We start from the raw sequence: 26,937 nt of genomic DNA, 5'->3' as shown, positions 1-26,937 counted from the left end.
GCCAAAGCGGCTTTGGATCAACCCGGGGCCAGCAGGGTGAAGGGATACCAAGGCAAATTGCGGGCTATCCAATACGTTGGCAGCACCACCAGCCACACCTTCGGTTCCATGATCACGCGCATCAGCGGTTCCAGTGCGCGTGGCCGCCATCCCTGCGAATGGGCCACCAGCAGCGGCACCATCGGCAGCACCAGCATCGCCAGCGGGTTCATGCCGAAGGCGCGGACGATGTCGCCGTGCACCAGCGCGTGCAGTGCGCGGGTCAGGCCGCAGCCGATGCAGTAGAAGCCGGTCAGCTCGCGGAAGATGCAGGGCAGGAACGGATTGCCCTCGACGTTCGGATCGAAATGCAGCAGCAGCCAGACGCCGGCGGGGATCAGCAGCGCGATCCCCGCCAGCGCGGTCCATTGCAGCGGTTTCAGGGCAATGGACACCGGAACTTACTGCTGCTGCTGGATCTGTTCCATCATCTGCATGTACTGCGCCATGCCACCGGTGGCCAGGACGTAGATGTTGAGCAGCAGGCCGATGATCGCCAGCGCGGTGGCGACCCAGCACCAGGTCTTGGCGTTGTTGGAAGCGCGGCGCGCGCCTTCCAGGTCGCCCTGGTTCAACTTGCTGTTGACCTGGCTGGAGAACACGATGGCGACGATGCCGACCAGGCCCAGCGGGCAGCACAGGCAGGTCGCCAGCACGGTCGAGATGATCGACCAGGCCAGATGGTTGGGGATGTTGGCGGGAGCCTGTTGCGGCAACGGGGGAACGGCACTCATCGGAGTCTCCTTGCAGTGATGAAGCGGGGTGGTCGGACCCTAGTCTAACGTCTGTACCCGCGATTCGTATGCGCGCCGTGAAGGTTCGATGGGGTCAGGCGTCGTCGCCACGCAGTCCGCGCACGATCGCCTCCAGGCTCTCGGCGGTCGCGGTCGTCCCGTCCGCCGGCGGCGCGGCCACCACCTCCACGCGGGCACGGAAACGGCGCGGTACCCGCATCCGGCCCAGCCGGCTGTCGCGGCGGCTCCACATGCTGCTCCACATGCCCTTCAGCGCCATCGGCACCACCGGCACCGGCCGCCGTTCCAGGATCTTCTCCACCCCCGACTTGAACGGCGCGATGCCGCCGTCGCGGGTCAGCGCGCCCTCCGGAAAGATGCCGACGATTTCGCCGTCGGCCAGGGCCTGGTCGATTTCCTCGAATGCGCGCCGCATCAGTTCCGGATCCTCCTTGGCCCCGGCGATCGGGATGGCCTTGGCGGTGCGGAAGATCCAGCTCATCACCGGGATGTTGAAGATCTTGTAGTACATGACGAAGCGCACCGGCCGCGGGATGCTGGCCGCCAGCAGCAGCGCATCCATGTAGCTGACGTGGTTGCAGACCAGCAGTGCCGGGCCTTCGTCGGGCACGTGCTTCTCGATGCCGTGCAGGCGCAGCCGGTACAGGAAGCGCACCAGCACCCAGCTCAGGAAGCGCATCAGGAATTCGGGCACCAGGGTGAAGATCCAGATCGCCACCACGGCGTTGGCAATGGCCAGCACCAGGAACACCTGCGGGATGGTCAGCCCCGGCAACGGGATGCGGAATCCGCCCAGCGCCAGTTCCTTCATCTGCAGGGCGATGCCCAGCACCGCCGCCAGCACGATGTAACCGGCGTTCTGGATGTTCATGCCGGCGATGACCCGGGCCAGTTCCTGCTTCGGCGTGCGGCTCTGGATCAGCGCGAACAGCGGCACCACGAAGAAGCCGGTGAACAGGCCGATGCCGATCAGGTCGATGACGATGCGCCAGCTGCCGGGCTGCTGCAGGAATGCCGATACCGACAAACCGGCGACCGGCGCCACGCCGCTGCGGGCGAAGTACAGATCCAGCAGGAACGCGCTCATGCCGAACGCGCCCAGCGGCACCAGGCCGATTTCCACGGTGCGTGCGGAAAGGCGTTCGCACAACAGCGAACCCACGCCGGTGCCGATCGAGAACAGCGCCAACGGGAACACGTACCAGGTGCCGATGCCCAGGTTCAGATCGGCGTAGGTGGGGATGTTGCCGGTCAGCACGGTGCCGAAGAACCAGAACCAGGACACGCCCAGCACCGAGTTGCGCACCGCGACCTGCTTCTTGGCCAGGCGCAGCACCGTGCGCGATTCGGTCAGCGGGTTCCAGTTGATCTTCAGTTCCGGCGCCCCCGCGTCGGCGCGCGGAATCAGCCGGCTGACCAGGTTGCCGGTGATGGCAAGCAGGATGATGGCGACCGCGGCCACGGTCGGGCCATGGCTGCCGGCCAGGTTGAAGATCAGGCCGCCGAAGATCATGCCGATCAGGATCGACAGCGAGGTGCCCATCTCGACCAGGCCGTTGCCGCCGGTCAGTTCCTCGGGTTTGAGCACCGAGGGCAGGATGGAGTACTTGACCGGGCCGAACAGGGTCGATTGCAGGCCGGTGCAGAACAGCGCGGTCAACAGGACGATCAGATCCTGGGTGAGGAAGCCGATTGCGGCCAGCGACATGATCACGATTTCCATCGTCGTCGTGATCCGGATCAACTTCGATTTCTCCAGCTTCTCCGCGATCTGGCCGGCGGTGGCCGAGAACAGGAAGTAGGGCAGGATGAAGATGGCTGGCGCCAGGTTGGTGTACAGCGTCTTGTCCTGCGCACTGACGCTCATGAAACCCAGCAGGCCGATGATCGCCTGGCGGTAGACGTTGTCGTTGAACGCGCCCAGCGACTGGACCAGGAAGAACGGCAGGAAGCGCCGCTGTTTCAACAAGACGAACTGGCTGTGGCTGGACATGCGCCCTCCGTGGGTTGCGCGCAGCCTAGCAGAACGATGGGGGCATCCGGTTTACCGGGGGCGGCTTTCCGAGGGGGCTTGGGAGAGGTGCTTTCAGACACCCCGCGCAAATCCCCCGTCACCCGCTGCGCGGGTGCCCGCCCCCTTTTTCGCTTTCAACAGCCGAATGGCTGGTCAAGGGGGCATTCACGTCTCCGGTAGTGGTGACACCGGGGAGGCGTGCACATTTTCGATAGAAGAGCATCCCCATGTGGTGATGACGGAAGATCCGGAATACCTCCCCCTTTTTCAAAGGGGGCATTCACGTCCCCGGCAGTGGAGACACCGGGAAGGTGTGCACATTTTCGATAGAAGAGCATCCCCATGTGGTGATGACGGAAGATCCGGAATACCTCCCCCTTTGAAAAAGGGGGACTGAGGGGGATTTGCGGAGCTCGCTCCGCTGCCTTTCCCGTGTGCGAAAAGAGCGTTCGCTGCCGGAGCTCCCGGCAGCCGAGCAAGCTCGGCTCTACGCGGTGGGTTTTTCGCGTGCGATTGCACGCCAGCCGATGTCATTGCGGTGGAACTCCCCGTCCCAGCCGATGCGTTCGACACCGGCATAGGCATTGCGCTGCGCGTCGCCGACGCTGTCGCCGAGCGCGGCCACGCACAGCACGCGGCCGCCGCTGGTCAGTACTTCGCCGTTGTTGCCGGGGCGGGTGCCGGCGTGGAAAACCTTGGCCGGGCCGAGATCCGCGTCCAGGCCGTGGATGGCGTCGCCGGTCTTCGGCGTTTCCGGATAGTTCGCCGCCGCCATCACCACGCCCAGCGATGGACGCGGATCCCAGTCCGCCTCGGTGGCGTCCAGGCGGCCGTCGATGGCCGCTTCCACCAGATCCACCAGATCCGAGCGCAGGCGCAGCATCACCGGCTGGGTTTCCGGATCGCCGAAGCGCACGTTGAACTCGATCACCTTCGGCGCGCCATTGCCGTCGATCATCAGCCCGGCATACAGGAAGCCGGTGAACGGCACGCCGTCGGCGATCATGCCCTGCACGGTCGGATTGACCACTTCACGCATCACCCGATCGTGCACTTCCGGCGTCACCACCGGTGCCGGTGAATACGCGCCCATGCCGCCGGTGTTGGGACCGGTGTCGCCGTCGCCGACCCGCTTGTGATCCTGCGAGGTCGCCATCGGCAGTGCGGTGCGGCCGTCGACCATGCTGATGAAGCTGGCCTCCTCGCCATCGAGGAATTCCTCGACCACCACCCGCGCGCCGGCCGCGCCGAACGCGTTGCCGGCCAGCATGTCCTGGATGGCGGACTCGGCCTCGGCCAGGGTCATCGCCACGATCACGCCCTTGCCGGCGGCCAGGCCGTCGGCCTTGATCACGATCGGCGCGCCCTTCTCGCGTACGTAGGCCAATGCCGGCGCGGTCTCGGTGAATACCGCGTAGTGCGCGGTGGGAATGCCGTGGCGGGCGAGGAAATCCTTGGCGAACGCCTTGCTGCCTTCCAGCTGCGCGGCGGCGGCGGTGGGTCCGAAGATGCGCAGGCCTTCGCTGCGGAAACGATCCACCACGCCGGCCACCAGCGGCGCTTCCGGGCCGACCACGGTCAGCGCCACGCCTTCCTGTTTCACCAGTTCGACCAGGCGATCGATTTCGGTCGCGCCGACGGCAACGTTGCGGCACTTGCCCTCGCGCGCGGTGCCGGCGTTGCCGGGAGCGACCAGCACTTCGGCCACGCGCGGCGACTGCGCGATCTTCCAGGCCAGCGCGTGTTCGCGGCCGCCGGAACCGATGACGAGGATCTTCATGGCTGTCTACTCCGAAATGCGTGTGGACCCGCGGCGCGGATCAAGGAAAGGAAGGGGAATCGTGGCGCGCTCACGCCTCGGCCCCCAGGCGCGCGGCGGTCAGCCTGACGAAGGCCGGATCCAGCTCGCTGCCGACATAGCGCCGGCCACTGCGCAGTGCGGCCACGCCGGTGGTGCCGGAACCGTTGAAGGGATCGAAGATGCGATCGCCGGGATCGGTCGAAGCCTCGATGCAGCGCAGCAGCAGTTCCACCGGTTTCTGGGTGGGATGGCGGCCGTGGCTCTTCTCGCCCTTGGCCGGCGCGGGCAGGCGCCATACCGACTTCATCTGCTTGTCGCCGTTCTCCGCCTTCATCTTCCGGTAGTGGAAGCGATGCCTGCTCTTCTCCGTCTTCGCCGCCCAGATCAGGGTCTCGGTGGAATGGGTGAAGGTGCGGCAGGCCAGGTTGGGCGGCGGATTGGGTTTTTCCCAGGTGATGTCGTTGAGCAGCTTCATGCCCAGCTGCTGCATGGCGAAGCCGACCGAATGGATCACGTGGTGGGTGCCGGACACCCACAGGGTGCCGTCGGCTTTCAGCGCGGCCTGGCAGCGCTGCAGCCAGGCCAGGTTGAACTCGTGGTTGTAGGCCGGGCCCTGGCTGCGATCCCATGCGCCCTTGTCGACCTTGACCATTTTCCCGCCATGGCAGGTGACGCCGCCGTTGGAGAGGAAATACGGCGGGTCGGCGAAGATCATGTCGAAGAAGCCATCCGGATGGCGTTCGATGATCCGGTCCAGAAGTTCCAGGCAGTTGGCGCGATACAGCAGCGCGCGACCGTCGGCATCGGCCCAGGCGAGCCGGTTGGGCGAGGTCGGGCTTGCGGCCAGCGTGCCCAGCCCCAGCGCGTCGGCCAGGGCGGGGGAGGTGGCGGCAGGCTGCGCGCGGGCCGGCACGATCAGTGCCGGAAGTGGCGCACGCCCGTGAACACCATGGCCAGGCCATGCTCGTCGGCGGCGGCGATGACCTCGCTGTCGCGCATCGAACCGCCCGGCTGGATCACCGCCTTGATGCCAGCTTCGGCGGCGGCGTCGATGCCGTCGCGGAACGGGAAGAACGCATCCGAGGCCATCACCGAGCCTTCCACCTGCAGGTTCGCGTCGGCGGCCTTGATGCCGGCGATGCGCGCCGAGTACACCCGGCTCATCTGGCCCGCGCCGACGCCAATCGTGCGGTTGTCCTTGGCGTACACGATCGCGTTGGACTTGACGTACTTGGCCACCCGCCAGGCAAACAGCAGATCGCGCAGCTCGGCCTCGGTCGGCGCGCGCTGGCTGACCACCTTCAGCTCGTCCGCGCTCATGCCGCGGTTGTCGGAGGACTGCAGCAGCAGGCCGGAGCCGATGCGCTTGCTGTCGTAGTTGTTGAGGCCGGCGCCCAGCGGGATGCGCAGCACCCGCACGTTGGCCTTCTTCTTCGCGTAGTCCAGCGCGCCTTCCTCGTAGTCCGGCGCGATCAGCACTTCGACGAACTGGCGATCCAGGATGACCTTGGCGGTGGCCGCGTCGAGGGTGCGGTTGAAGGCGATGATGCCGCCGAACGCGCTGGTGGGATCGGTCGCATAGGCCAGTTCGTAGGCATCGCCGCAGGCCACGCCGACCGCCACGCCGCACGGATTGGCGTGCTTGACGATCACGCAGGCCGGGGCGTCGAACTGGCGCACGCATTCCCACGCCGAATCGGCGTCGGCCAGGTTGTTGAAGCTCAGTTCCTTGCCCTGCAACTGCTGGAAGGTCGCCAGCGTGCCCGGCACCGGGCCCAGGTCGCGGTAGAACGCACCGGATTGGTGCGGGTTCTCGCCGTAGCGCAGATCCATCACCTTCACGAAGGTGGAATTCATCTGCGCCGGGAACTCGCTGCGCGCCGGCACCACCGCCGAAGCGTCGGTGACCGCGGACAGGTAGTTGCTGATCGCCGCGTCGTACTGGGCCACGCGGTTGAACGCGGCCACCGACAGGGCGAAGCGGGTCCGCGCCGACAGGCTGCCGTCGTGTTCGTCCAGTTCGCGCACCAGATCGGCGTATTGCGCCGGATCGGTGGCGACCGCGACATGGGCGAAATTCTTGGCCGCCGCGCGCAGCATCGCCGGGCCGCCGATGTCGATGTTCTCCACCGCCTCGTCCAGGGTGCAGTCGGCGCGCGCGGTGACTTTCTCGAACGGATACAGGTTCAGCACCAGCAGGTCGATCGCGCCGATGCCGTGCTGCGCCATCACCGCGTCGTCGGTGCCGCGACGGCCCAGCAGGCCGCCGTGGACCTTGGGATGCAGGGTCTTGACCCGTCCGTCCATGATTTCGGGAAAGCCGGTGACGTCGGAGACATCGCGCACGGCCAGGCCGGCGTCACGCAGTGCCTTGGCGGTGCCGCCGGTGGACAGCAGTTCCACGTTGCGTGCGGCCAGGGCCTGCGCCAGTTCGATGAGGCCGGTTTTGTCGGAAACGGAAAGCAGTGCCCGGCGGACGGGCAGGCGTTGGTCGGTCATGGGGAGATGCGGCGGGAGGACCGCGGAATTATAGCCTCCCGGGCGGGTCGCTTCCCCCGTGGACGGGGCGGATCAGGCCGCGATCGGCGTGATCCGGCGTGATCGGGCGCGCTCAGGCCAGCCCGTAGTCCTTCAGCTTCTTGCGCAGGGTGGCGCGGTGGATGCCGAGCAGGGCCGCGGCCCGGCTCTGGTTGCCCTCGCAGTGGTTCAGGACTTCCACGAACAGGGGAATCTCCATTTCCCGCAGGACAATCTCGTACACGTCGTCGGCGTCGCAGCCGTCCAGATCACGCAGATAGCGGCGCACCGACTGGGCGACATGTTCGCGCAGCGGCGGACGGGGCGAACGGGGATTGTCTTGGCGGGTGGAAGCTGCGTTCACACGGGTTCCCGGAAGCGGAGGACGAAGCGCCCGCCTTGTGGTTGTGTTCTGCGGCGGGGGAGGGAGTCTAGCGCCAGTCGTGCGTCCGTGCACCCCGTTCGTCGCGGGAACGCGCGTTGGCGCCGCCGATCAGCGGAAGTCGAAGGAAAACGCGACCACGTTGGCACTTGGTTCGCGGACCCGCACGGCCACCTGGGCACTCTGCCCGGGACCGATGGTCGCCAGGGCCGCGCTGTCCCTGGGCAGGTACTCGGCCGGACGCAACGCGCGCGCCCCCAGGGTGCGCCCGTCGGCATCCTTCAGCGTCAGCACCAGTACCGGCCACGACTGCGCCCAACGCGCATCGTTGCGGAAGGTCGCCTGCGCCAGCAGCACGCCCGGCGCGCCGGGCACCGGACGCACGTCGCGATCGAGCATCGCGAACGCCTGCGGTTCGCGCCACGGCGGCAGCGAACAGCCCAGCGCGTTGCACAGCGACGCCAGCACCGGCCGCCAGCCGGCATCGGCGGAAAGGCGCGCGCGATCGGCCAGCAGCACCTGCAACACCAGCACCGCCGCCAGTACGATCAGCGTGGCCCATTGCCAGCGCGGCACACCGGAAGGTACGCGTGCACGCGCCTGTCCATGCAGGAAGCTGGGCGCGCGCGATGCCGGCCGCGCCGGAGCGTGGGCCGCCGGCGCGGCGGCGGGTAGCTCGACCGCGTCCGGTTCGGTGATCGCATCGGCGGAAAATTCGGAGGAATCTGCGGATTCGGATTCGGTTTCGGTTTCGGTGATGGAGGATGCCGCCTCGACCTCGACCTCGACCTCGACCTCGACGGCGTCGTCTTCCGCCGGCCTGGCGACGGACGCGGATGATTCGACCGCACCGGCTTCGTCGCGGCGCAGCAGGCGCGCGAGGCTGGGGCCGCCGTCGACCGCCGCGGCATCGGGCACGGATGCGGTCGCGCGTCCGTCGTCCCGCGCGCCGGCGTCGCCCAGCGCGCCCCCGCAACGCGGGCAGTGCGCCGGGGCATGCTGCCCACGCGGGTCGGTGGCCACCAGATAGCGACAGTGCGGGCAGGCGATGAACATGCGGCCTATTCAAACATGCGGGCCGGGGCGCGCAAAGCCGGGCAGGCAGGGCCGGACCCGCGCGCATGGTTCAATCGACGCCCCCTGTCCGGAGATGGCCCGCATGTTGACCCTCACCCGCGCGTCGGCGCGCCAGCGACAGGCTGCGACGCGGCTGGAGGATGGATTCCGGGTCGAGAGCGAACTGCAGCCCTGCCTGCGCGAAGGCGTGCTGGCGCTGGAGGAAGTGCCGGTCGCACCGTATTTCAAACGCTATCCGCGCGATGACGCATCAGAAGCGATGCGACCCGCGTCCGACGACGCGGCGATCGAACCGGAGGGGGACGCCGATACCTATCTCGCCCATTGGCAGGGCGAACTGGCCGGCGTGATTGAACTGTCCGTGGCCTGGAACGGATACGCGCGGGTGGACGATATCGTGGTGGATGCGGCATGGCGGCGGCGCGGCATCGCGCGCGCGCTGCTGGAACAGGCATTCCGCTGGTGCCGCGAACGCAAGCTGCCGGGCGTGATGCTGGAAACCCAGAACAACAACGTGGCTGCCTGTCGCCTGTACATGCATTGCGGATTCCAGCTGGGTGGTTTCGATCGCGAGTTCTATCGCGGACTGGATCCCCGCAGTCGCGAGATCGCGCTGTTCTGGTATTGGCGTCCGGACTGAAGACGCGCCACGGATCTTCCGCAAGCGGGCGCTTCTGCGCGCGCTTCATCGCCCTGCGAGGCATCGCGTGCGCACGCGGACAACACCGTGCATCCGCGTGACGAGGTGCATGCGTGTGCAGCTGAAGTGAGCTCACTAACTTTGAATCGCGTTTGATTAGTTTCAATGACAGTCAGTGATACTGTCGGTGCTCGCCCGCGACGGATGCGCGTCGCGTCAATGCCTCAAGGGGAGAGCACGCATGATCGCAAGACACCCGGGCCATCGGCCCCGCACGATTTCCTTCCGCCATGCTCATCTGTGCGCGGCGCTGGCCTGCTGCCTGGCCTCGGCCGCGCACGCACAATCGGTGACTGGCAGCATCTTCGGCCAGGCACCCGCCGCGCCCGGCACGCAAGTGGCCATCCGCAACCTCGACACCGGCGCCACCCGTACCGTCAGCGTGGATGCCAAGGGGCGCTACCGGATCTCGGATCTGCCCGATGGCCGCTACCAGGTGACCGTGCAGCGTGACGGTGCGGTGATTGGCACGCGCGAGGAGGTGCGGGTCAACATCGCCAGCGGCATCGAAGTATCTTTCGTCGGCGATGTGCGGGAGCTGGATCGCGTCGAGGTGCACGGCACCTCGGTGGCGCCGGTGGACATCTCGCAGACCGACACTCGGGTGGTGTTCACCGCCGAGGATCTCGCGCGCCTGCCTATGCCGCGCAGCGTCGGCGAGGTGGCGCTGCTGGCACCGGGCGTGGTCCGCAACAGCAGCTACGGCGTGCCCAGCTTCGGCGGCGCGGCCTCGTCGGAGAACGCGTACTACATCAACGGCTATCCAGTGACAAATCCGCTGACCTCGATCGGTTTCAGTGAGCTTCCGTTCGGCGCGATCGCGCAGCAGCAGGTGCTGACCGGCGGATACGGCGCCGAGTTCGGCCGTTCCACGGGCGGCGTCATCAACCTCGTCACCCGGCGTGGCGGCAATGAATGGAAGGGCGGGGTCTACACGATCTGGACGCCGACGGGCCTGCGTGATCGCCCGCGCGATGGCAAGTATCCGGATACCGGCCACTTCAGCGCCGACCACCCGGATCCGACGCGGCGTACCGACGGTACCCTGCAGACGAGGCGCCGCGACAACACCTCGTGGCAGACCAGCGTGGGCGCCTGGACCAGCGGTCCCCTGGTCAAGGATCGGCTGTTCGTCTACGCCGAGGCCGAGGGTATCCGCACCGACGGGCAGTCGATACGCGCGGAACGGACATCGACACCCGCGACGCTGCGCAATGGCTGGAGCGAATACCGGCACGATTTGACGCGCTGGGCCCTGAAGCTGGATTGGAACATCACCGACGACCATCTGCTGGAGTTCACGGGCGTGTCGGATCTGCGCGAGAACGATTACGACTACTACGCCTATGACTATGCGACTTTCAGCCACGGTCGGATCCAGAACGGGGGCCAGGAAAGCCGCGACGACGCACGCTTGTACGTCGGCAAGTACACCGGCTACCTGACCGAGAACCTCACCGTGTCGGCGCTGTATGGACGGCAGAAAATCACCCATGAGCGTTCGCCGTTCAACTACGACCCCGACTGTCCCTTCATCAGCGCAGGCGCATCGGCGCGTGTGCCCGGCGTGGACTATCCCAGTTGCCAGAACTCGACCTCCTACCAGCGCGTGGAGGGCGAGTTCGACGAAACGCGTGGTGGCCGCCTGGACGTGGGCTGGCGCGTCGGCAACCACGATCTGCGCTTCGGCTACGACCGCATGGACGCCGAATCCTTCGTCGGTTCCAGCTATCCGGGCCGTTATGGATGGACCTATCGCCGCGCCACCAATCCCGACAGCGCGGTGGAGCCGTCCAGTGGCGTGATCGGTTCGCCGGCCGGCGCGGGTGGATTCGGCACCCAGGGTTACTACGTGTACCGGATCTACGTGGACAAGCTGGCGCGTCCGAAGGTGGAACAGTCCGCGCAGTTCATCGAGGACCGCTGGCAGGTCAGCGATCGCTGGCTGCTCTCGCTGGGCCTGCGCAATGATCGCTTCGACAACTACACCGGCACCGGCCAGAAGTACATAAGCCAGCGCAACCAATGGGCGCCGCGACTGGGCGCCAGCTGGGATGTGCATGGCGATTCCTCGCTCAAGCTGTTCGCCAACGCCGGGCGCTACCACCTGGCCCTGCCCAACAACGTGGCCACGCGCGCGGCCTCCGGATCCCTGTACACGCGCGAGTACTTCACCTACACCGGCGTCCACCCGACCACCGGTGCGCCCACGGGCCTGAATCCGATCGCCGTGGACCCGGCATCGCGCTACCGCTGCCCGGGCGGCAACGCGGTCTCGTCCAACCTGGAATGCGGCAACGCGCCGGATCCGCGCACGGTGGCGGCGGTCGACATCAAGTCGCACTTCCAGGACGAATACATCGTCGGTCTGGAACAGGCGCTGGGCGGCGGCGCCAGTTGGGGCGCCAAGTTCACCTACCGGGATCTGCGCAGTGCCATCGACGATACCTGCACGCCCGCGCTGGGCGGAGGCTGCTTCCTGTTCAATCCCGGCGTGGGCAACACCTTCTGGCAGAAGCAGGCCGACGGCGGTTTCACCCGGGTCCACTACAGCGCGGAGCAACTGGCGCTGCCCAAGCTAAAGCGCCGCTACTATGCGCTCGACCTGTTCGCGCAGCGCCGCGGCGAGAACTTCTTCGGCCGGATCGACTACACCTTCTCGCGCAACTACGGCAACACCGAAGGACAGCTGGCGTCCGACCTGGATGGCGGCAGCGGCGGGCAGAACGATGTGTCCACCACCCAGGACTGGGACCTGCCGCAACTGATGCAGGGCGCCAACGGCCGCTTGGCCAACCATCGCACCCATCAGATCAAGGCGCATGGTTCCTACCGCTTCACCCCGGAATGGCAGGTGGGCGGCAGCCTCAGCCTGTCCTCCGGCCGCCCGCGCAACTGCACCAGCATGTATCCCACGCCGGACAAGGGGCTCTATGAAGGTTCGTACTACTGGTACTGCGGACTTCCCGGCAGCGGCACCGCGCCGGATGACCAGAAGTACGTGCCGCCCTCGGCCGACTACCGCGTTTCGCCGCGTGGTTCGCACGGGGATGCGCCCTGGCAGTTCCAGGTCAACGCCAGCGTCGCCTACATGCCGCGCTGGATGGATGGACTGACCCTCGGCGCCACGGTGGTGAACCTGTTCAACCGCCAGACGCCGGGCGCGTTCAACCCCTTCTATGCCGCCTCGCCATATCGCGGCAGCGCCGACTACAGCCAGACCTACGGACAGCCCATGCACCGGATGTCGCCGCGTTACGTGCGCCTGATGGTCCGCTACGAGTTCTGACCGGCCTGGACCGATAACCGGATAACCACAACGCAATGCTCTCGCTCTGCCCGGCCTCGCGCCGGGCTTTTTTTTGGGGCAGTACGGGAGTCACCGGGACTTCTGGCCGGTGGCGGGGATGCGGCCTCCGGGTAAGTTGCCTTGGAAGACAGGGCCCGCGCGCATGGCCGGGGCGAATCGTTCGCCCAGGCGTTCCGCGATGGCGTCGCCATGAAAGGAGCCGGGAAGATGCGTCGATTCGCCGGAATGCTGGTGCTGCTGTGCGGATGGCAGGGCACGGCATGGGCCGATGACTGTCCCGTGCGGATGGCGCAGGGTGACGCCCGCGTGCCGGGCGCGGTGATCGTTGCCATCAACGGCGACGACACCAATGTCCATGCCTGTGGCGTGGCAGACATCGACCGGAAGCACGCCATCTCCAGCGAAACGGTGTTCCAGGCCGCCTCGCTCAGCAAGCCGGTCACCGCGATGATCGCTCTGGCGCTGGTCGATGACGGAAAGCTGGATCTGGATCGCCCGTTGGCGGATTACCTGGATGGGCCTTATCGGCACGATCAGGCGCTGCTGGGCGACCAGCCGGTGTGGGATGTCGTCGAGGATCCGCGCCTGCGCAAGGTCACCGCGCGCCTGGTGCTGAGTCATCGCGGCGGACTGCCGAACTGGGCGTTCGGCGAGCCGCTGCGGTTCGCCGCCGAACCAGGCACGGAATGGAAATACTCGGGCGAGGGTTTCTCGCTGCTGGCGACGGTGCTGGAACACATCACCGGTGAATCGTTGCCGGCGCTGGCGGTCGAGCGGGTGTTCACGCCGCTGGGCATGCGCGACAGCAGCTTCGTCTGGCGCGACGACTATGCCGATCGCATCGCCACCGGCTACGACAAGCAGGGCAAGCCGCTGGAAGCGATGCGCTTCCGCCGCCCCATCGCGGCGGCCTCGCTGTACACCACACCGGCCGACTACGCGCGCTTTGTGCGGGCGCTCATGCTGGCGGCACCCGGCTCGGCGCAGGCGCGGCTGCGCGCGCGCACGGCCGAAGTGGATGCGGCCTACGCGCTGGGCTGGGGCCTGGGCGTGGGGCTGGAGGAACATACGCAAGGCGACTGCCTGTTCCATCACGGCATCAACAACGGCTTCCAGTCGTTCTTCATGGCCTGCCCGGCGCAACGGCGCGGGGTGCTCTGGTTCACCAACAGCGACAACGGCCTGTCGCTGGCGTCGGAGCTGCTGGAGACCTACCTCCCCGGTCCGCACCCGGTGCTGGGCTGGCCGACGCTGCGTCCATAGTCACCCCATGCGGGACGAATCCACGTGTTGCTTATGGCGCACGGTTGCGAAGCCCGGTCGCCGACCTTAGGCTCCAATGCGGGGACGAACCGGATCCGCTGGTTCGATCAGTGTCAGGGGAAGGAAGGGTGATGGGAAGGATCGCGCTGTTCGCGCTGCTGGTGTTGTTGGCGGGGTGCCGGGTCTCGTTCACGCCGTCGCAGGAAGAAAAGTTGCCCGCGCCCACGGCCGGAACCGCCGAGGAACGGGAAGCGGCGCGGAAGGCCGCCGAAGGCTATCTGGCCCTGATCGACAGCCAGCAGTATCAGAAGACCTGGGAAGAAGCGGGCCCGGCGTTGAAGGACATGACCAGCGAGTTCGTCTGGGTCAACACGCTGAAGCTGACGCGCAAGATGGTGCTTCCCGAGGGACGCAAGTTGCAGGGCTTCGGCTTCAGTACCCGCGTGGATACGCGGGTGCCCGAAGGCGAGTATGTCGTGGTGCAGTACATCAGGCGTGCGGACGGCGCGACCGGTACCGAGAAGGTAGTCATGCAGCGGCATGGGGGCCGCTGGATGATCATCGGCTACTTCGTCCACAAGCAGGTCAATTTCACCGCCGACGCGGGTTAGCACCGCACGGACCGGCCAGCACGCATCACTCGCGCTGCGAGAGACTCAGCCGGCGCGCGCTTTCAGGAACTGCTGCGCGGCCGCTTCCCAGTTCTGCCCGTCGAACGGGAACACCTTCAGCGCCGACGGATCCACGTCATCCACGCAGCGCAGGTTGACCACCCACATCGCCGGGGCGATGCGCGGATGGCTGAAGGGGCTGACGCCGCAGTGCCGGCAGAAGTAATGGGCGGCGGTCTGGGTGCCGAACCGGTAGGTACCCAGTTCGGATTCGCCGGACAACAGGCGGAAATGCGCGTCGTCCGTGCCATGCCAGAGCGCGCCCTTGCGCCGGCAGATCGAGCAGTTGCATTCGATGGCGACGCCCACCTCGCCGTCGAACTCGAAGGTGATGCGTCCGCAATGGCAACTGCCCCGATGCGTTTGCATGCCGCTCTCCCGTGCGTGATGCCGGAAATTTCCGGTGGATTCCCGTGGCCCGGTGACGGCGGCCGCCGCTGCCGGGAAAACGCAGCCTAGGGCGGGAAACCGCCGCGGGCAAGGCGCGGCGCGGCAGCGCGACGGAGAACTGCGGCTAGCGCCGGCGCTTGCGCGGACGCTTGCCGCCGTCGCCGATCAGATCCAGCAGGCCGGTGCGCTGGCGCGGCGAGAGGCTGTCGAAACGTTCCAGCAGGCGGCGCTGCTGCTCGCTGAGATCCTTGCCGTAGCCGGCACCGTCCTCGCCGACGTGCGGGTTGGGCTTGTCGATGAAGGCCGGGCCGCGGCCGGTGGCGAGGAATTCGAAACCCATGCCGGTGCGGATGGCCAGGGCGATCATGTTCTCGACCGACGGACAGGTGCCGTCGACCATTTCCCACTGGGCGATCGCGCTGCGGGTCAGGCTCAGTTCGACCGCGAGTTGTTCCTGGGTCAGACCGGCGTGTTCACGGGCCTGTCGGACCCTCAGGTACAGCTTGTTGCTCACGATGTCGGCATGGGAGGACGAAGGGGAAACCGATATAGCCGGTCCTCCATGCAAGTGAGGTCAGTAACACTGGCTCTGGCGGATTGTTAGTGATTCTAACATGGTGAAAATTACGCCACTCACATTAGTTGGCGGCGAAAGATATTCGGCTCACGCTGAGCGGCGGATGCCATCGATGCGCATCCAGTCGTCCTCGCGTTCGGCGCGCAGCGATTCGAACCACGGCGAGTAGCGCTCCAGCAGATCCGCTTCCTGCCCGTGCAGGATGCCCGACAGCGCGATGCGTCCGCCCGGCGCCACGCGATCGGCCAGGGTTTCGGCCAACGCGTCGAGCGCCGAGGCCAGGATGTTGGCGACCACGATCGGATAGCGCGCCACCGGTTCGTCTTCCGGCAGGAACACCGACAGGTGATCGCCCACTTCGTTGCGCCCGGCGTTGTCGGTAGTTGCGATCAGCGCTTGTGGATCGTTGTCCACGCCCACCGCCGCCGCCGCGCCCAGCTTCAGCGCGGCCAGCGCAAGGATGCCCGAGCCGCAACCGAAATCCAGCACGGTGCGTCCGGCCAGCTCGCCGTCGCCGGCCAGACCGTCCAGCCAGCGCAGGCACAGCGCGGTGGTCGGATGGGTGCCGGAACCGAACGCCAGGCCCGGATCCAGCCGCACCACCGCGGCGTCGTCGGTACGCGCTTCCTCGGGCAACTCGTGGTTCCAGGGCACGATGAAGGTGCGCGCGCCGAAGCGCATCGGCTTGAACTGATCCAGCCAGGCGCGTTCCCAGTCCTCGTCCTCGACGGTGCGGAAGGCGGCGTCGGTCCAGTCCAGGCCGGGATCGAAGGCTTCCAGCGCGGCCAGCAGGATCAGCGCATCGGTATCGGCGGGGAACAGCGCGGTCAGCACCAGCGAATGCCACAGCGGGGTCTCGCCGACGCCCGGTTCCAGGATGGCCCGCTCGTTGCCGGTATCGGCGTCGGCGTCCAGCAGGGTCACCGACAGCGCGCCCACGTCCTCCAGGGCATTCTCGTAACGCGGCTGTTCAGATTCGCGGCAGCGCAAGGTGAGCTCGAGATAGGGCATGGAAGGCGTAAAAATGCGGTTCGGGCGCGTATTGTCGCACGCGGCCCGGCAAGGCCCGACCGCGTTGAAACCCCCCGCGCGGCCACGGATAATCGCGAGATGCCTCGCATGCTCCCCTGGGTACTCGTATGCGCCTGCGTGCTCGGCACGGCGGGTGCATGGTGGTGGGCGCAGGGCGCGCGGAATGCCGCCGCGCCGATCGTGGCGCCGGTTGCCGACGCCAGCGACGAACCGGCACCGGCCGCCCGGCCGGCGCGCCGGATCCAGGAATCCTCGCCGACCGCGCTGGCCTTCGACAGCCGGCGCGAATTCGAAACCACGCCGGATCTGTTCGTGTATGCGCAGCAGCTGGCGCTGCAGGCGCGCGCCGGCGACGCCGATGCCTGGTGGATGCTGAGCCGGGTGCACGACTACTGCGCCGGCTTCGCCAGCAACCCGGCCGGCTATGCCCGCGATACCCGCGCCATCGCGGCGCTGGATGTCTCCAACGCCGCGACCATGGCAGACGCGCGCGAGCGGGTCAGCGCGCGCTGCGCGCGTTTCATGCCCGAGGACGGGCTGTCCTCGCGCAGTGTCCACGAAGCGCGGGTGCAGGCCGCCAAGGCCGGCAGCCTGGCCGCCGAGGCCGCGCTGCTGGCCGATGGCGAACCGATGTCGGAGGACGCCGGCTACCGCAGCGCGCTGGTCGCGCGGGTCACCGCCTCCGGCGACCCGCAGGCCTTCCTGGCGCTGTCGCGGGCGATGGGCCTGGCCGCCAGCGGCACGGAAGCCGAACTCGGTGGCGTGTCCGGTACCTGGCTGTCGGAAGTGGCCTGGCAGATCGCCGCCTGCCGACTGGGGCTGGATTGCCGTCCGCAAGGTAATCTGATGACCGCCTATTGCGCCCACGGCGGCATCTGTTCGCGGGACCCGTCGCAGGATTTCCCCGCATTCGTCGTGGACGCCGGCGTTCCGCGACAAGGTGTCGAGAACTTGAACGAGATGGTCGATAGTCTGCTGTCGGGCAGGAGAGCAATCCAATGAACCACCCATCGAACCGCAACCGGTTTTTGCCAAGGCCCCACATCTGGCTGTGGATGCTGGTGTTCGTCACCTATGCCGCCGCCGCCGCCACCGTCGTGATCAACGCCATGGACGCGCCGTACCGCGATCTGCAGCGCACGCCCGCCGGCGTGCGGGCCTCGCAGGAAGATCGCGCGATCGGCGCGGCCCAGATGGTCGCGCTGTACCGCGCGCGCAGCGGCGCGCCGTTCTCGGCGCTGCCGGCCGGCACGACCCTGGAAGTCACCTGGCCGGACGGCTCCAGCGAAACCCTGCGCATCGTCGACCCGCTTTCGCCGACCGGCGTGGTGCCGGTGAAGGGCACGCAGAAGCAACTCCACTGAGTTCTCTGCGTCGCACGCTGCCCTGATCGAAAAAGGCGGATTCCAGAGGAATCCGCCTTTTTCTTTTTCCGTGCCCCTGTAGGAGCGACGTCAGTCGCGACCGCAATTCCGGAACCGCACCGCGGCAAGGTCCCGCCCTGCAAACGCCCGGATATCCGAACCCAGGGTCGCGACTGACGTCGCTCCTACAGGGGGCAGTGCCTCACACCAGCGCGATCGACTTGTTCTTGCGTTCGGCCAGGCGCTTTTCCAGGTAGTGGATGTTCTGGCCGCCGGCCTGGAAGCCCTGGTCGCGCATGATCCGCTGCTGCAGCGGGATGTTGGTCTTGATGCCGTCGACCACCATCTCGCTCAGCGCCACCCGCATGCGGGCGATGGCGGTTTCGCGATCCGGACCGTGCACGATCAGCTTGCCGATCATCGAATCGTAGTTCGGCGGCACGCGGTAACCCTCGTAGATGTGGGTGTCCACGCGCACGCCGGGGCCGCCCGGCGGATGGAAGTGCTGGATCAGGCCCGGATTGGGCATGAAGGTTTCCGGATCCTCGGCATTGATGCGGCACTCGATGGCGTGGCCGCGCAGGACGATGTCCTCCTGCTTGATGGTCAGCTTGCGGCCGGCGGCGATGCGCAGCTGCTCGCAGACCAGATCGATGCCGGTGATGCGTTCGGTGACCGGATGCTCCACCTGGATGCGGGTGTTCATCTCGATGAAGTAGAAGCGGCCGTTCTCGTACAGGAACTCGAACGTGCCGGCGCCGCGGTAACCGATGCGCAGGCAGGCTTCCACGCAGACCTTGCCGATTTCGGCGCGCTGCGCCTCGGTGATGCCGGGCGCGGGCGCTTCCTCCACCACCTTCTGGTGGCGGCGCTGCATCGAGCAGTCGCGCTCGCCCAGGTGGATGGCGTTGCCCTGGCCGTCGGCCAGCACCTGGATTTCCACGTGGCGCGGATTCTCCAGGAACTTCTCCATGTACACCTGATCGTTGCCGAACGCCGCCTTGGCCTCCGACTTGGTGGTAGCAATGGCATTACTCAGCGCGGCCTCGGCGTGCACCACGCGCATGCCGCGACCGCCACCGCCGCCGGCCGCCTTGATGATCACCGGATAGCCGATCTCGCGGGCAATCTTGGTGTTGGCGACGATGTCGTCGCCCAGCGGTCCGCCCGAACCGGGCACGCACGGCACGCCGGCGGCCTTCATCGCGCGGATCGCTTCCACCTTGTCGCCCATCAGGCGGATGGTGTCGGCCTTGGGACCGATGAAGACGAAGCCGGACTGCTCCACCCGCTCGGCGAAGTCGGCGTTCTCCGACAGGAAGCCGTAGCCGGGATGGATGGCCTGCGCGTCGGTGACCTCGGCCGCGGCGATGATCGCCGGGATGTTGAGGTAACTCTCCGACGACGGCGCCGGACCGATGCAGACCGACTCGTCGGCCATGGCCACGTGCTTGAGGTTGCGGTCGACCGTGGAATGCACGGCCACCGTGCGGATGCCCAGGGTGTGGCACGCGCGCAGGATGCGCAGCGCGATTTCACCCCGGTTGGCGATGACGACTTTATCGAGCATGGGAAGGCCGGGAATGGGGAATGGAGAATGGGGAATCGTAAAAGGCAGTGCGGTTCATGCGGGCTCCACCTGTGGCTTGCCGATGGCGTTCATGAGGGCGGTGAGCTTGGCGAATATCCGGTCGATGAGTGCTTCCAGTTCCGGCGATGCATCGACAAATCCCAGGCGAACGGCGATTTGCTGTTGCGTATCCAGTTCCGACAACGAACCTCGTGCGATCGAAAGAAACCTCAGATATTCGGCCGTCGAACGGCGGGCGGCACCCTCGGCGATGTTGGAAGGAATGCTGACGGCCGAACGCCGGAGCTGCGCGGTCAGGCCGAAGCGTTCCGAATCGGGAAAGGCGGCGGACAACTGGTAGGCCATCTCCACCAGATCCATCGAGTCCCGCCACACTTCCAGCCGCTCGTGCGGCCGCTTGGACGATTCCCGATTCTCCATTCCCGATTCCCGTTGATCAGCCGATCACGAACAACGGCTGATCGAATTCCACCGGCTGGCCGTTCTCGGCCAGGATGGCCTGGACGGTGCCGGAGACGTCGGCTTCGATCGGATTGAACATCTTCATTGCTTCGATGATCGCCAGGGTCTCGCCGGCCTTGACGGTCTGGCCGATGCTGACGAACGCCGGCTTGTCCGGCGAGGCCGAGGCGTAGAAGGTGCCGACCATCGGCGCGCGCATCACGTGGCCTTCGGGCAGGTTGCCGCCGGCCTTGGCGGCGCCGCCGGTGGAGGCTTCGGTGGGCGAGCTCATCGGCATCGGCGCGGCCGGGCGGGCCTCGACCGGGGCGTACACCGGCGCCGGCGCGGCGGCGACCAGGCCGCCCTTGGGTACGCGCGCCAGGCGCACGGATTCCTCGCCTTCCTTGATTTCGATTTCGGCGAGGTTCGACTCTTCCAGCAGGTCGATCAGTTTCTTGATTTTGCGGAGATCCATAGGGGCCTCTTGGTTGAGCGGGTTCCCAGGCGGGGAACGAAAAGGAAAAGGTCGGAGAGGGTCAGCCGGACAATCGCGCCAGCGCGGCATCCAGCGCGTAGCGGTAACTGTCGGCGCCGAACCCGCAGACCACGCCGACCGCCAGATCGCTGAAATAGCTGTGGTGGCGGAACGGCTCGCGGCGGTGCGGGTTGGACAGGTGGATTTCGATGAAGGGCAGGGCCGCCGCCGCCAGCGCGTCGCGCAGGGCGACCGAGGTGTGGGTGAAGGCGGCCGGGTTGATCAGGACGAAGGCGGTACCATCCGTGCGGGCCGCCTGGACCCGGTCCACCAGCAGATGCTCGGCATTGGACTGGAAACTGGACAGCTCATGGCCCGCCGCCTGCGCCTGCGCCAGCAGGGCGGCGTCGATGTCCGCCAGCGTGGCATGGCCGTACACCTCCGGCTCGCGGGTGCCGAGCAGGTTGAGGTTGGGACCATGCAGGACCAGCAGTTTAGCCATGGGCGCTCCGACGGGAGGGCGGCAGTCTGCGCGAAGCCGGCGATCCTGTCCAGATCGCCGAAGTTGTTGGCGTTTTAAACGGATGTTTGAATTTTGCCGCATTAGTAAAGGCAAACGGGGCAAAATCCCCGGTGTTCCCCGTTCCGAGCCCGACCGCCCCGTTGCCTGGAGGCAAGGACAGCGGTGTCTCATATTGGATTGAGATGGACGTGGCCGATGGAAGTCCGGCCAATCCCGTCTCTTTTCCCGGCGTTTACAGGACATTCGCGAACCAATGAGATCTCCCGACCTCGACCACTTCGCGGCACAGGGCTGCCTGCGCCTGGAGGGATTCCATCCGCGGACCCGGCTGGCGGCGCTCAAGCGGGCACTGGATCTCGAGTTGAAGCGCGTGCACGCGGGACGCGGCGTATCAGCGTCGCTGCGGGCCCTGCCGGTCTTCCAGCAGATCGGCCGGTTGTCCGCGCTGGTGAAGCTGCCGGGCCTGCACGAAACACTGGCGACACCGGAGCTGAGGCAGGCGGTCGCGCACCTCGGTGGACGCACGCCGTCCGGCGTCCAGGACACGCAATTGTTGCTGTCGCCCGTGAAGCAGGGGACCTGGACACTGCAAGGCCTGAACTGGCACGTGGATGTGGGGGCGGATGCGGACGGCCCGATCCCCGGCATCCAGGCGTTCTTCCTCATCGATGACGTGGCCCCCCACGGGGGAGCGACGCTGGCGCTGGCCGGATCCCATCGGCTCGGCGCCGATGCGATGCCGGCGTTGAGGCGAGTGCTCAGGACGTCGACGGATCTGGAGCGGGACCTTGCCGGTCTTGGCATCCGGCTCGTGGAAATGTCGGGGCGCGCCGGCGACGTGTTCCTGATGGACCTGCGCACGCTGCACACGCCATCGGTCAACACGACGGCACAGGTACGCATGATGGCGACCACGCGCTACTTCATGGGCGAGTGATGAAATCGTACAGCGCATAGTTATCCCAACAACGATGACAGCGGACGCTGGATGGCGTTCGTGTGGCGAATGGCAATGGATCCACTCGGGGAAGTGTCTGCGTGAGATGTTTGTTTCTCACCGAATGACGGTGGATGGCATATCTCGTCATCTGCATAACATTGAACGCCAAAGCATTGAACGCGTTCGATGGCGAAGGCAGACTCGTCGCCGGAGCTCCAAAACTCCTTCGTAACGTAAAGCCACCGAAGAATTTTGGAGTACTACCGATGAGTTCAGAGTCTGCTACGCCCGCTTTGCCCCGCACCGGCTATTTCTTTTCCGAAGCGGCCATCTACGAACTGAAACAACTGCGTAACCAGCTCAACCTGATGGGCTGCCTCAGCGCCGCCTGCGGTGGCGACGAACATAACGAACCCACCATGGCCATCCACCGCTGGTACGCCAGCTTTGAAAACATGGAACGCCAGGTCGATCGCATCATGAGCCAGTCCGAGTGGATCTCGGTTGCTCCGGTCCAGCCGGGCGGTGGCCCCGAGCGGAAGCTGCTGAAACGCAAGCGCGCGATGCGTTGATGTGGGTGTGCGGCATGCCGGGGAAGATGGGCTTTCCCCGCGTGCCGTCATGTGTGCAGCCAGCGGTGATGCGCGCGCCTCGCACATCATCCGCTTCGGTCCGGATTTAAACCCTGCCACCTCTTCGTGCATCGCACTGTCCGGGAATACAACCGAGGACGGATGGATGCGCAAGACGATGATGCTGATGGCTTGCCTGGCGGGCGGTGCGCCTTTACTGGCCCATGCCCAGAACCTGACCACGCTGGATGACGACATGGTCGGGCCGCGCACGCAGATGCTGGTGCTGGGGTCGGTCCACCTGCGCGAGCAGAAGGATTTCAAGGTGGAGGCGCTGGCGCCGCTGCTGGACAAGTTGGCCGCGTTCAAGCCGCAGGTCATCACCATCGAGGCGATTGGCGGTGAGCAGTGCGATCTGGCCGCGCGCCATCCCACCGTCTACGGCGAGGACTACTGCCGGAGCACGGACAAGGCCAAGGCGGCCACGGGCCTGGATATTCCCGCCGCGATTGCCGGGGTGAACAAGGCGCTGGCCGCGTGGCCGGCGAATCCGGCGCCCGCGCAGCGCCGGCATCTGGCCGCGCTGTTCCTGGCCGCCAGCGACCCGGCGTCGGCCTACGTGCAATGGCTGCGGCTGCCGGCGGGCGAGCGCCGCGTCGGCGACGGTCTGGACGAGGTGCTGGTGCAGGCGTTGCGGGAACTGGAAACGCGCAACAACGAGAGCTTCCAGATCGGCGCGCGGCTGGCGGCCACGCTGGGCCTGGAGCGTGTGCATCCGATTGACGATCACACCGGCGACAGCCATCAGATCGCGGACACCAAGGCATTTGGCGAAGCGGTGATGGCGGCATGGAAGACCGATCGCACGAAACTGGAGCAGGCCATCGCCGAGCAGGATCGCCTGCTCAAGGCGCCGGACCTGCTGCCGCTGTATCGCTACATCAACCAGCCCGAAGTGTCGTGGATTTATGCCGAGAACAATCTGCGCGGCCCGCTGCGTGCGCAGTCGCCGCAGCACTACCCGCAGATCTGGGTCAACGGCTGGGAAATCCGCAACCTGCGCATGGTCGGCAACATTCTGGAGACGGTGCGTGATCGGCCGGGGCAGCGTGTGCTGAACATTGTCGGTGCGTCGCACAAACCCTGGTTCGATCAGTGGCTGGGGCAGATGCCTGGGGTGAGCGTCGTGGATGTGCAGGCGGTGTTGAAGTAGAGGGTGAGTGGGCGGTGGGGGATTTGCGTGGTGCTGGAAGTAAAGAGCAAATCCCCCTCAATCCCCCTTTTGCAAAGGGGGAGGCAGAAGCTTGCGCGGTTTTTCAGTTTCACTAGCCCCCTTTGAAAAAGGGGGCGGGCACCCGCGCTAGCGGGTGACGGGGGATTTGCGCGGTGCTGGAAAGAAAAAGCAAATCCCCCTCAATCCCCTTTTGCAAAGGGGGAGGCAGAAGCTTGCGCTGTTTCAGGTTCATTAGCCCCCTTTGAAAAAGGGGGCGGGCACCCGCGTAGCGGGTGACGGGGGATTTGCGCGGTGCTGGAAAGAAAAAGCAAATCCCCCTCAATCCCCTTTTAAAAAGGGGGAGGCAGAGCTCAATGCTTGCCCGCCCAGCCGGTGATCTCGCCTTCCACGAACGGCCCGATCTTCTGTTTGAGGATGCGCCCATCCGCGCCCACCAGCACGGTGTAGGGCAGCACGCCCTTGGCGTTGCCCAGCCAGACGCTGCTGTCGGCCGGGCCGGGCGTGTCCAGCAGGATCGGGTACTGCACCGGCACCTTGGCGAGGAAATCGTTCACGCCTTCCACGGTGTCCAGCGCCAGGCCGATCACCTGCACGCCGTCGGCGCCCTGTTCGCGGGCGAAGCGGTCCAGTTCCGGCATTTCCTTGATGCACGGGCCGCACCAGCTGGCCCATACGTTGATCAGCAGCGGACGGCCGCGATAGCTCGCCAGGTCCACAGTCTTTCCGTCGGGGCCGGGCAGGGCGATCTTCGGCATCGGATCGCCCACCTTGGCGGGGGTCACGCCGGGCGGCGGCTTGGGCGCGGTCGCGTTGACGACGGTCTGCAACGCCTGCTGTCCCGGTTCGGTGCGCCACAGCCAGCCGCTGTCGAAGGCGTGGCTGGCCAGCAGGCCGAGCGCGCCGGCGGCCACCGCCACCCATAGCACGCGTGCGGTCGTGAGCTTCATCGCGCGGCCCTCGCCAGCGCGTCCTCGATCATGGACTGGGTCAGCACGGTCGGCAGCACTTCACCTTCGCCGCCGTTGCGCGGATACACCACGTACAGCGGCACGCCGACCGCGCCGTGCTGTTCCAGGTAGGCGGTGATGGTGGCATCGACATTGGTCCAGTCGCCGCGCATCAGCACGCCGTTGGCGTCGGCCAGCGCCTTGCGGAAGGGTTCGCGATCCAGCACGGTCTTCTCGTTGGCCTTGCAGGTCACGCACCAGTCGGCGGTGATGTCGACGAACACCACCTTGCCCTCGGCGCGCAGCGCGGCCAATCGCTCCGGCGAAAAGGCGACGCTGTGCTGCGTCTCGGCGGGCGCGGCACGTTCCGGCGGCGGCAGGCGATGCGCCATCACCAGCGGCACGATGGCCGAGGCCAGCACCAGCACCGCCAGCACGCGCTGCACCGGCGCGGCGCGCCAGCGCAGACGTTGCAGCCACCACGCGGCGACCGCCAGCAACACCAGTCCGACCAGCACCAGCGCGACCGCGTCGATGCCGCGCTGGCGGCCGAGCACCCACAGCAGCCACACCGCGGTCAGGTACATCGGGAAGGCCAGCGCCTTCTTCAGCGTTTCCATCCACGCGCCCGGGCGCGGCAGGCGGTTGGCCAGCGCCGGCACGAAGCCGATCAGCAGGAACGGCAGCGCCAGGCCGACGCCCAGCATCAGGAACACCAGCAACGCCAGCGGCACCGGCGCGGCGAACGCGAACGCCAGCGCCGCGCCCATGAACGGCGCGGTGCACGGGCTCGCCACCACCACCGCGAGCACGCCGGTGAAGAAATCACCGGCCGGACCGTGTCGGCGGGCCAGCCCATCGCCGGCGCCGGCCAGGCCATAACCCACGGCGAACACGCCCGACAGGCTCAGGCCGACCGCGAACACCACGTACACCAGCACGCCGATCACCAGCGGTTGCTGCAACTGGAAGCCCCAGCCCAGCGCCTGACCGGCCGCGCGCAGCGCGATGGCCGCGCCGCCCACCGCCAGGAAACTCAGCAGCACGCCGGCGGTGTACCAGAGCGCGCGCGCCTTCGGCCGATCGCCGCTGGCTAGCGACAGCGCCTTCAGCGACAGCACTGGCAGCACGCACGGCATCAGGTTGAGGATCAGGCCACCGCCCAGCGCCAGCAGCAGCGCCAGCCACAGGCTGGTCGGCGTGCCGGAGGCGCGACGCAGCGCGTCTTCCGGCGGCCGCGTGCGTGGCACCTCGGTGGTGGTAGCGCCGGCGGAAGCGGCCGTGTCGGAGGCGGCGGGTGTTTCGGTAGTGGATGCGTCCGTGCCGGCGGTATCCGCGACCGCCGCGCCATTCGCCGCGGGCAGCGCTGCCTGCGCTTCGGAGGCAGCGGCTTCGGCCGGCGGGGTCACCTTGCCGGCCGGAATCGACAGCGCGATCCGGCGGGTCATCGGCGGATAGCAGATGCCGCCGGTCTGGCAGCCCTGGAAGGTCACCCGCAGGGTGGCTTTGGCGGCGTTGGCGTGATCGCGCTTCAGCGGCACCGGGACTTCGGCCTGATCGAAGTAGACGATGACATCGCCGAAGTGTTCGTCGTGATAGGCCTGACCCTTGGGCCAGCGCGGCTTCTGCAGGCCGATGCCGGACGCGCCTTCTAGCGCCATCGAGGTGCGGTCGCGATAGACGTAGTAGCCGCGCGCCGGGGTGAAGCGCAGCAGCAACTGGTTGCCGTCGAAGGCGATGGCTTCCACCGCGAAGGCGCGATCCTGCGGCAGCGGCGCGGCATCGACCGCGCCCTTGCCGCCACCCAGCAGCGACGAGCCGCCTCCGGTCAACGAACCCAGCGGCACGAAGCCGCCGGCATCGTTCGCCGCCGCCGCGGGCGCGCCGCCGGGCAGGTTCACGGTGAGGTTGCGGACCTGCGGCGGATAGCAGATGCCGGCGTCGGCGCAGCCCTGATACTTGATCTTGAGGGTGACCGTATCGGCGTCCGCGCCCGCCTGGCCGGGCAGCACCGCGGTCAGGCTGCCGCGATAGGTTTCCACGTCGCCGAAGAACTCGTCGCGGTAGGCCTTGCCCTTGGGCAGTTGCAGCGGCTTGGCGGTGAAACCGCCGGCGCTCACCTCGACCCCGGTGCGATGCCGGTACAGGTAGTAGCCGTCGGCAATCTTCCAGTTGACCTCGATGCGGTCGCGGCTGGGCGCGGTCACGCTGGGGACGAACACTTCGTCGACCGGAGGCAGGTCCTGCGGGCGGATCTGGGCCTGCGCGGCGCAGGCGAAGGACAGCAGGCCCAGGGCCAGCAGGCGGGACAACCACGTCATC

The 26,937-nt window shown here is 67.0% G+C and carries 26 protein-coding genes; 9 read left to right on the top strand and 17 right to left on the bottom strand.

What is annotated here, in order from left to right; genetic code table 11:
* Positions 1-17: 17 nt before the first annotated feature.
* The 8 genes from ACTJI2_RS15475 to ACTJI2_RS15440 all read right to left on the bottom strand — a co-directional run bounded on the left by ACTJI2_RS15475 (position 18) and on the right by ACTJI2_RS15440 (position 8,564).
* A complete protein-coding gene (locus ACTJI2_RS15475; protein WP_203323692.1) occupies positions 18-428 on the bottom strand; it encodes a DUF2752 domain-containing protein in 411 nt (136 codons plus the stop codon).
* A 12-nt stretch (positions 429-440) separates the two neighbouring features.
* Positions 441-773: a CD225/dispanin family protein gene (locus ACTJI2_RS15470; protein WP_183640945.1), complete on the bottom strand. Its 333-nt coding sequence runs from the start codon at positions 771-773 to the stop codon at positions 441-443.
* 94 nt (positions 774-867) lie between these two features.
* Entirely contained in the window at positions 868-2,787 is a 1,920-nt protein-coding gene (locus tag ACTJI2_RS15465; protein WP_440842647.1) for an MFS transporter, read from the bottom strand.
* Positions 2,788-3,295: 508 nt separating this feature from the next.
* The gene (purD, locus tag ACTJI2_RS15460) at positions 3,296-4,588 is read right to left on the bottom strand and encodes a phosphoribosylamine--glycine ligase (protein ID WP_440842646.1); all 1,293 of its coding nucleotides are present in this window, start codon (positions 4,586-4,588) and stop codon (positions 3,296-3,298) included.
* A gap of 70 nt (positions 4,589-4,658) precedes the next feature.
* Positions 4,659-5,522, bottom strand: a complete 864-nt coding sequence (locus ACTJI2_RS15455) for a DNA-methyltransferase (RefSeq protein ID WP_318288419.1) — start codon at positions 5,520-5,522, stop codon at positions 4,659-4,661.
* A gap of 2 nt (positions 5,523-5,524) precedes the next feature.
* Positions 5,525-7,108 carry a bifunctional phosphoribosylaminoimidazolecarboxamide formyltransferase/IMP cyclohydrolase gene (gene purH / locus ACTJI2_RS15450; RefSeq protein WP_203323685.1) on the bottom strand — a complete coding sequence of 528 codons (1,584 nt, stop codon included), beginning with the start codon at positions 7,106-7,108 and terminating at the stop codon, positions 5,525-5,527.
* Positions 7,109-7,220: 112 nt separating this feature from the next.
* Entirely contained in the window at positions 7,221-7,490 is a 270-nt protein-coding gene (fis, locus tag ACTJI2_RS15445) for a DNA-binding transcriptional regulator Fis (RefSeq protein WP_141454214.1), read from the bottom strand.
* Positions 7,491-7,619: 129 nt separating this feature from the next.
* Positions 7,620-8,564 (bottom strand): DUF3426 domain-containing protein, encoded by a 945-nt coding sequence (locus ACTJI2_RS15440; RefSeq protein WP_440842645.1) that lies wholly within the window; start codon positions 8,562-8,564, stop codon positions 7,620-7,622.
* Positions 8,565-8,667: 103 nt separating this feature from the next.
* Between ACTJI2_RS15440 and ACTJI2_RS15435 the strand changes: the two genes are divergently transcribed.
* The 4 genes from ACTJI2_RS15435 (at position 8,668) to ACTJI2_RS15420 (ending at position 14,469) form a co-directional block, all read left to right on the top strand.
* Positions 8,668-9,225, top strand: coding sequence for a GNAT family N-acetyltransferase (locus tag ACTJI2_RS15435; RefSeq protein ID WP_440842644.1), 558 nt, complete (start codon positions 8,668-8,670; stop codon positions 9,223-9,225).
* A 241-nt stretch (positions 9,226-9,466) separates the two neighbouring features.
* The gene (locus tag ACTJI2_RS15430) at positions 9,467-12,574 is read left to right on the top strand and encodes a TonB-dependent receptor (RefSeq protein ID WP_440842643.1); all 3,108 of its coding nucleotides are present in this window, start codon (positions 9,467-9,469) and stop codon (positions 12,572-12,574) included.
* Positions 12,575-12,802: 228 nt separating this feature from the next.
* Positions 12,803-13,858, top strand: coding sequence for a serine hydrolase domain-containing protein (locus ACTJI2_RS15425; RefSeq protein WP_440842642.1), 1,056 nt, complete (start codon positions 12,803-12,805; stop codon positions 13,856-13,858).
* A 131-nt stretch (positions 13,859-13,989) separates the two neighbouring features.
* A complete protein-coding gene (locus tag ACTJI2_RS15420; protein WP_183640958.1) occupies positions 13,990-14,469 on the top strand; it encodes a DUF4019 domain-containing protein in 480 nt (159 codons plus the stop codon).
* Between the two features lie 45 nt (positions 14,470-14,514).
* Here the strand turns inward: ACTJI2_RS15420 and ACTJI2_RS15415 are convergent, their stop codons facing one another.
* The 3 genes from ACTJI2_RS15415 to prmA form a co-directional block, all read right to left on the bottom strand.
* A complete protein-coding gene (locus ACTJI2_RS15415; protein ID WP_318288423.1) occupies positions 14,515-14,898 on the bottom strand; it encodes a GFA family protein in 384 nt (127 codons plus the stop codon).
* A gap of 145 nt (positions 14,899-15,043) precedes the next feature.
* Positions 15,044-15,433 carry a helix-turn-helix domain-containing protein gene (locus ACTJI2_RS15410; protein ID WP_141454209.1) on the bottom strand — a complete coding sequence of 130 codons (390 nt, stop codon included), beginning with the start codon at positions 15,431-15,433 and terminating at the stop codon, positions 15,044-15,046.
* 150 nt (positions 15,434-15,583) lie between these two features.
* Positions 15,584-16,507 (bottom strand): 50S ribosomal protein L11 methyltransferase, encoded by a 924-nt coding sequence (prmA, locus tag ACTJI2_RS15405; RefSeq protein ID WP_440842641.1) that lies wholly within the window; start codon positions 16,505-16,507, stop codon positions 15,584-15,586.
* 99 nt (positions 16,508-16,606) lie between these two features.
* On the opposite strand from prmA, the gene ACTJI2_RS15400 reads away from it, so the two are divergent.
* A complete protein-coding gene (locus ACTJI2_RS15400) occupies positions 16,607-17,530 on the top strand; it encodes a hypothetical protein (RefSeq protein WP_440842640.1) in 924 nt (307 codons plus the stop codon).
* Positions 17,527-17,892 (top strand): hypothetical protein, encoded by a 366-nt coding sequence (locus tag ACTJI2_RS15395; protein ID WP_440842639.1) that lies wholly within the window; start codon positions 17,527-17,529, stop codon positions 17,890-17,892. Before ACTJI2_RS15400 ends, ACTJI2_RS15395 begins: the two co-directional genes overlap by 4 nt.
* Before the next feature lie 202 nt (positions 17,893-18,094).
* On the opposite strand, the gene accC is transcribed toward ACTJI2_RS15395, so the two are convergent.
* The 4 genes from accC to aroQ form a co-directional block, all read right to left on the bottom strand.
* Positions 18,095-19,462 carry an acetyl-CoA carboxylase biotin carboxylase subunit gene (gene accC, locus ACTJI2_RS15390; protein ID WP_141454205.1) on the bottom strand — a complete coding sequence of 456 codons (1,368 nt, stop codon included), beginning with the start codon at positions 19,460-19,462 and terminating at the stop codon, positions 18,095-18,097.
* A gap of 54 nt (positions 19,463-19,516) precedes the next feature.
* Positions 19,517-19,903, bottom strand: a complete 387-nt coding sequence (locus tag ACTJI2_RS15385) for a four helix bundle protein (protein ID WP_440842638.1) — start codon at positions 19,901-19,903, stop codon at positions 19,517-19,519.
* A 16-nt stretch (positions 19,904-19,919) separates the two neighbouring features.
* Complete coding sequence (gene accB / locus ACTJI2_RS15380; RefSeq protein WP_440842637.1) at positions 19,920-20,399, bottom strand: acetyl-CoA carboxylase biotin carboxyl carrier protein; 480 nt, start codon at positions 20,397-20,399, stop codon at positions 19,920-19,922.
* A gap of 61 nt (positions 20,400-20,460) precedes the next feature.
* On the bottom strand, positions 20,461-20,901 hold the full coding sequence (gene aroQ / locus ACTJI2_RS15375) for a type II 3-dehydroquinate dehydratase (protein ID WP_440842636.1): 441 nt from the start codon (positions 20,899-20,901) through the stop codon (positions 20,461-20,463).
* Positions 20,902-21,175: 274 nt separating this feature from the next.
* Here aroQ and ACTJI2_RS15370 point away from each other — a divergent pair, with 274 nt between their 5' ends.
* The 3 genes from ACTJI2_RS15370 to ACTJI2_RS15360 all read left to right on the top strand — a co-directional run bounded on the left by ACTJI2_RS15370 (position 21,176) and on the right by ACTJI2_RS15360 (position 23,647).
* Positions 21,176-21,859, top strand: coding sequence for a phytanoyl-CoA dioxygenase family protein (locus ACTJI2_RS15370; RefSeq protein WP_440842635.1), 684 nt, complete (start codon positions 21,176-21,178; stop codon positions 21,857-21,859).
* A gap of 134 nt (positions 21,860-21,993) precedes the next feature.
* Positions 21,994-22,434: an XAC0095 family protein gene (locus ACTJI2_RS15365; RefSeq protein ID WP_440842634.1), complete on the top strand. Its 441-nt coding sequence runs from the start codon at positions 21,994-21,996 to the stop codon at positions 22,432-22,434.
* Between the two features lie 178 nt (positions 22,435-22,612).
* The gene (locus tag ACTJI2_RS15360; RefSeq protein WP_440842650.1) at positions 22,613-23,647 is read left to right on the top strand and encodes a DUF5694 domain-containing protein; all 1,035 of its coding nucleotides are present in this window, start codon (positions 22,613-22,615) and stop codon (positions 23,645-23,647) included.
* Between the two features lie 371 nt (positions 23,648-24,018).
* Here ACTJI2_RS15360 and ACTJI2_RS15355 read toward each other — a convergent pair whose 3' ends face one another.
* Both ACTJI2_RS15355 and ACTJI2_RS15350 read right to left on the bottom strand, forming a co-directional pair.
* Positions 24,019-24,615 carry a TlpA family protein disulfide reductase gene (locus ACTJI2_RS15355; RefSeq protein ID WP_440842633.1) on the bottom strand — a complete coding sequence of 199 codons (597 nt, stop codon included), beginning with the start codon at positions 24,613-24,615 and terminating at the stop codon, positions 24,019-24,021.
* On the bottom strand, positions 24,612-26,936 hold the full coding sequence (locus ACTJI2_RS15350; RefSeq protein WP_440842632.1) for a protein-disulfide reductase DsbD family protein: 2,325 nt from the start codon (positions 26,934-26,936) through the stop codon (positions 24,612-24,614). The genes ACTJI2_RS15355 and ACTJI2_RS15350 overlap by 4 nt, the downstream gene beginning before the upstream one ends.
* Between the last annotated feature and the right edge of the window lies 1 nt (position 26,937).

Source organism: Pseudoxanthomonas sp. 22568, assembly GCF_052044485.1.
GTDB lineage: Bacteria > Pseudomonadota > Gammaproteobacteria > Xanthomonadales > Xanthomonadaceae > Pseudoxanthomonas_A > Pseudoxanthomonas_A beigongshangi.
The sequence above is the reverse complement of the archived record's forward strand: the minus strand, read 5'-3'. Positions and strand labels throughout refer to the sequence as shown.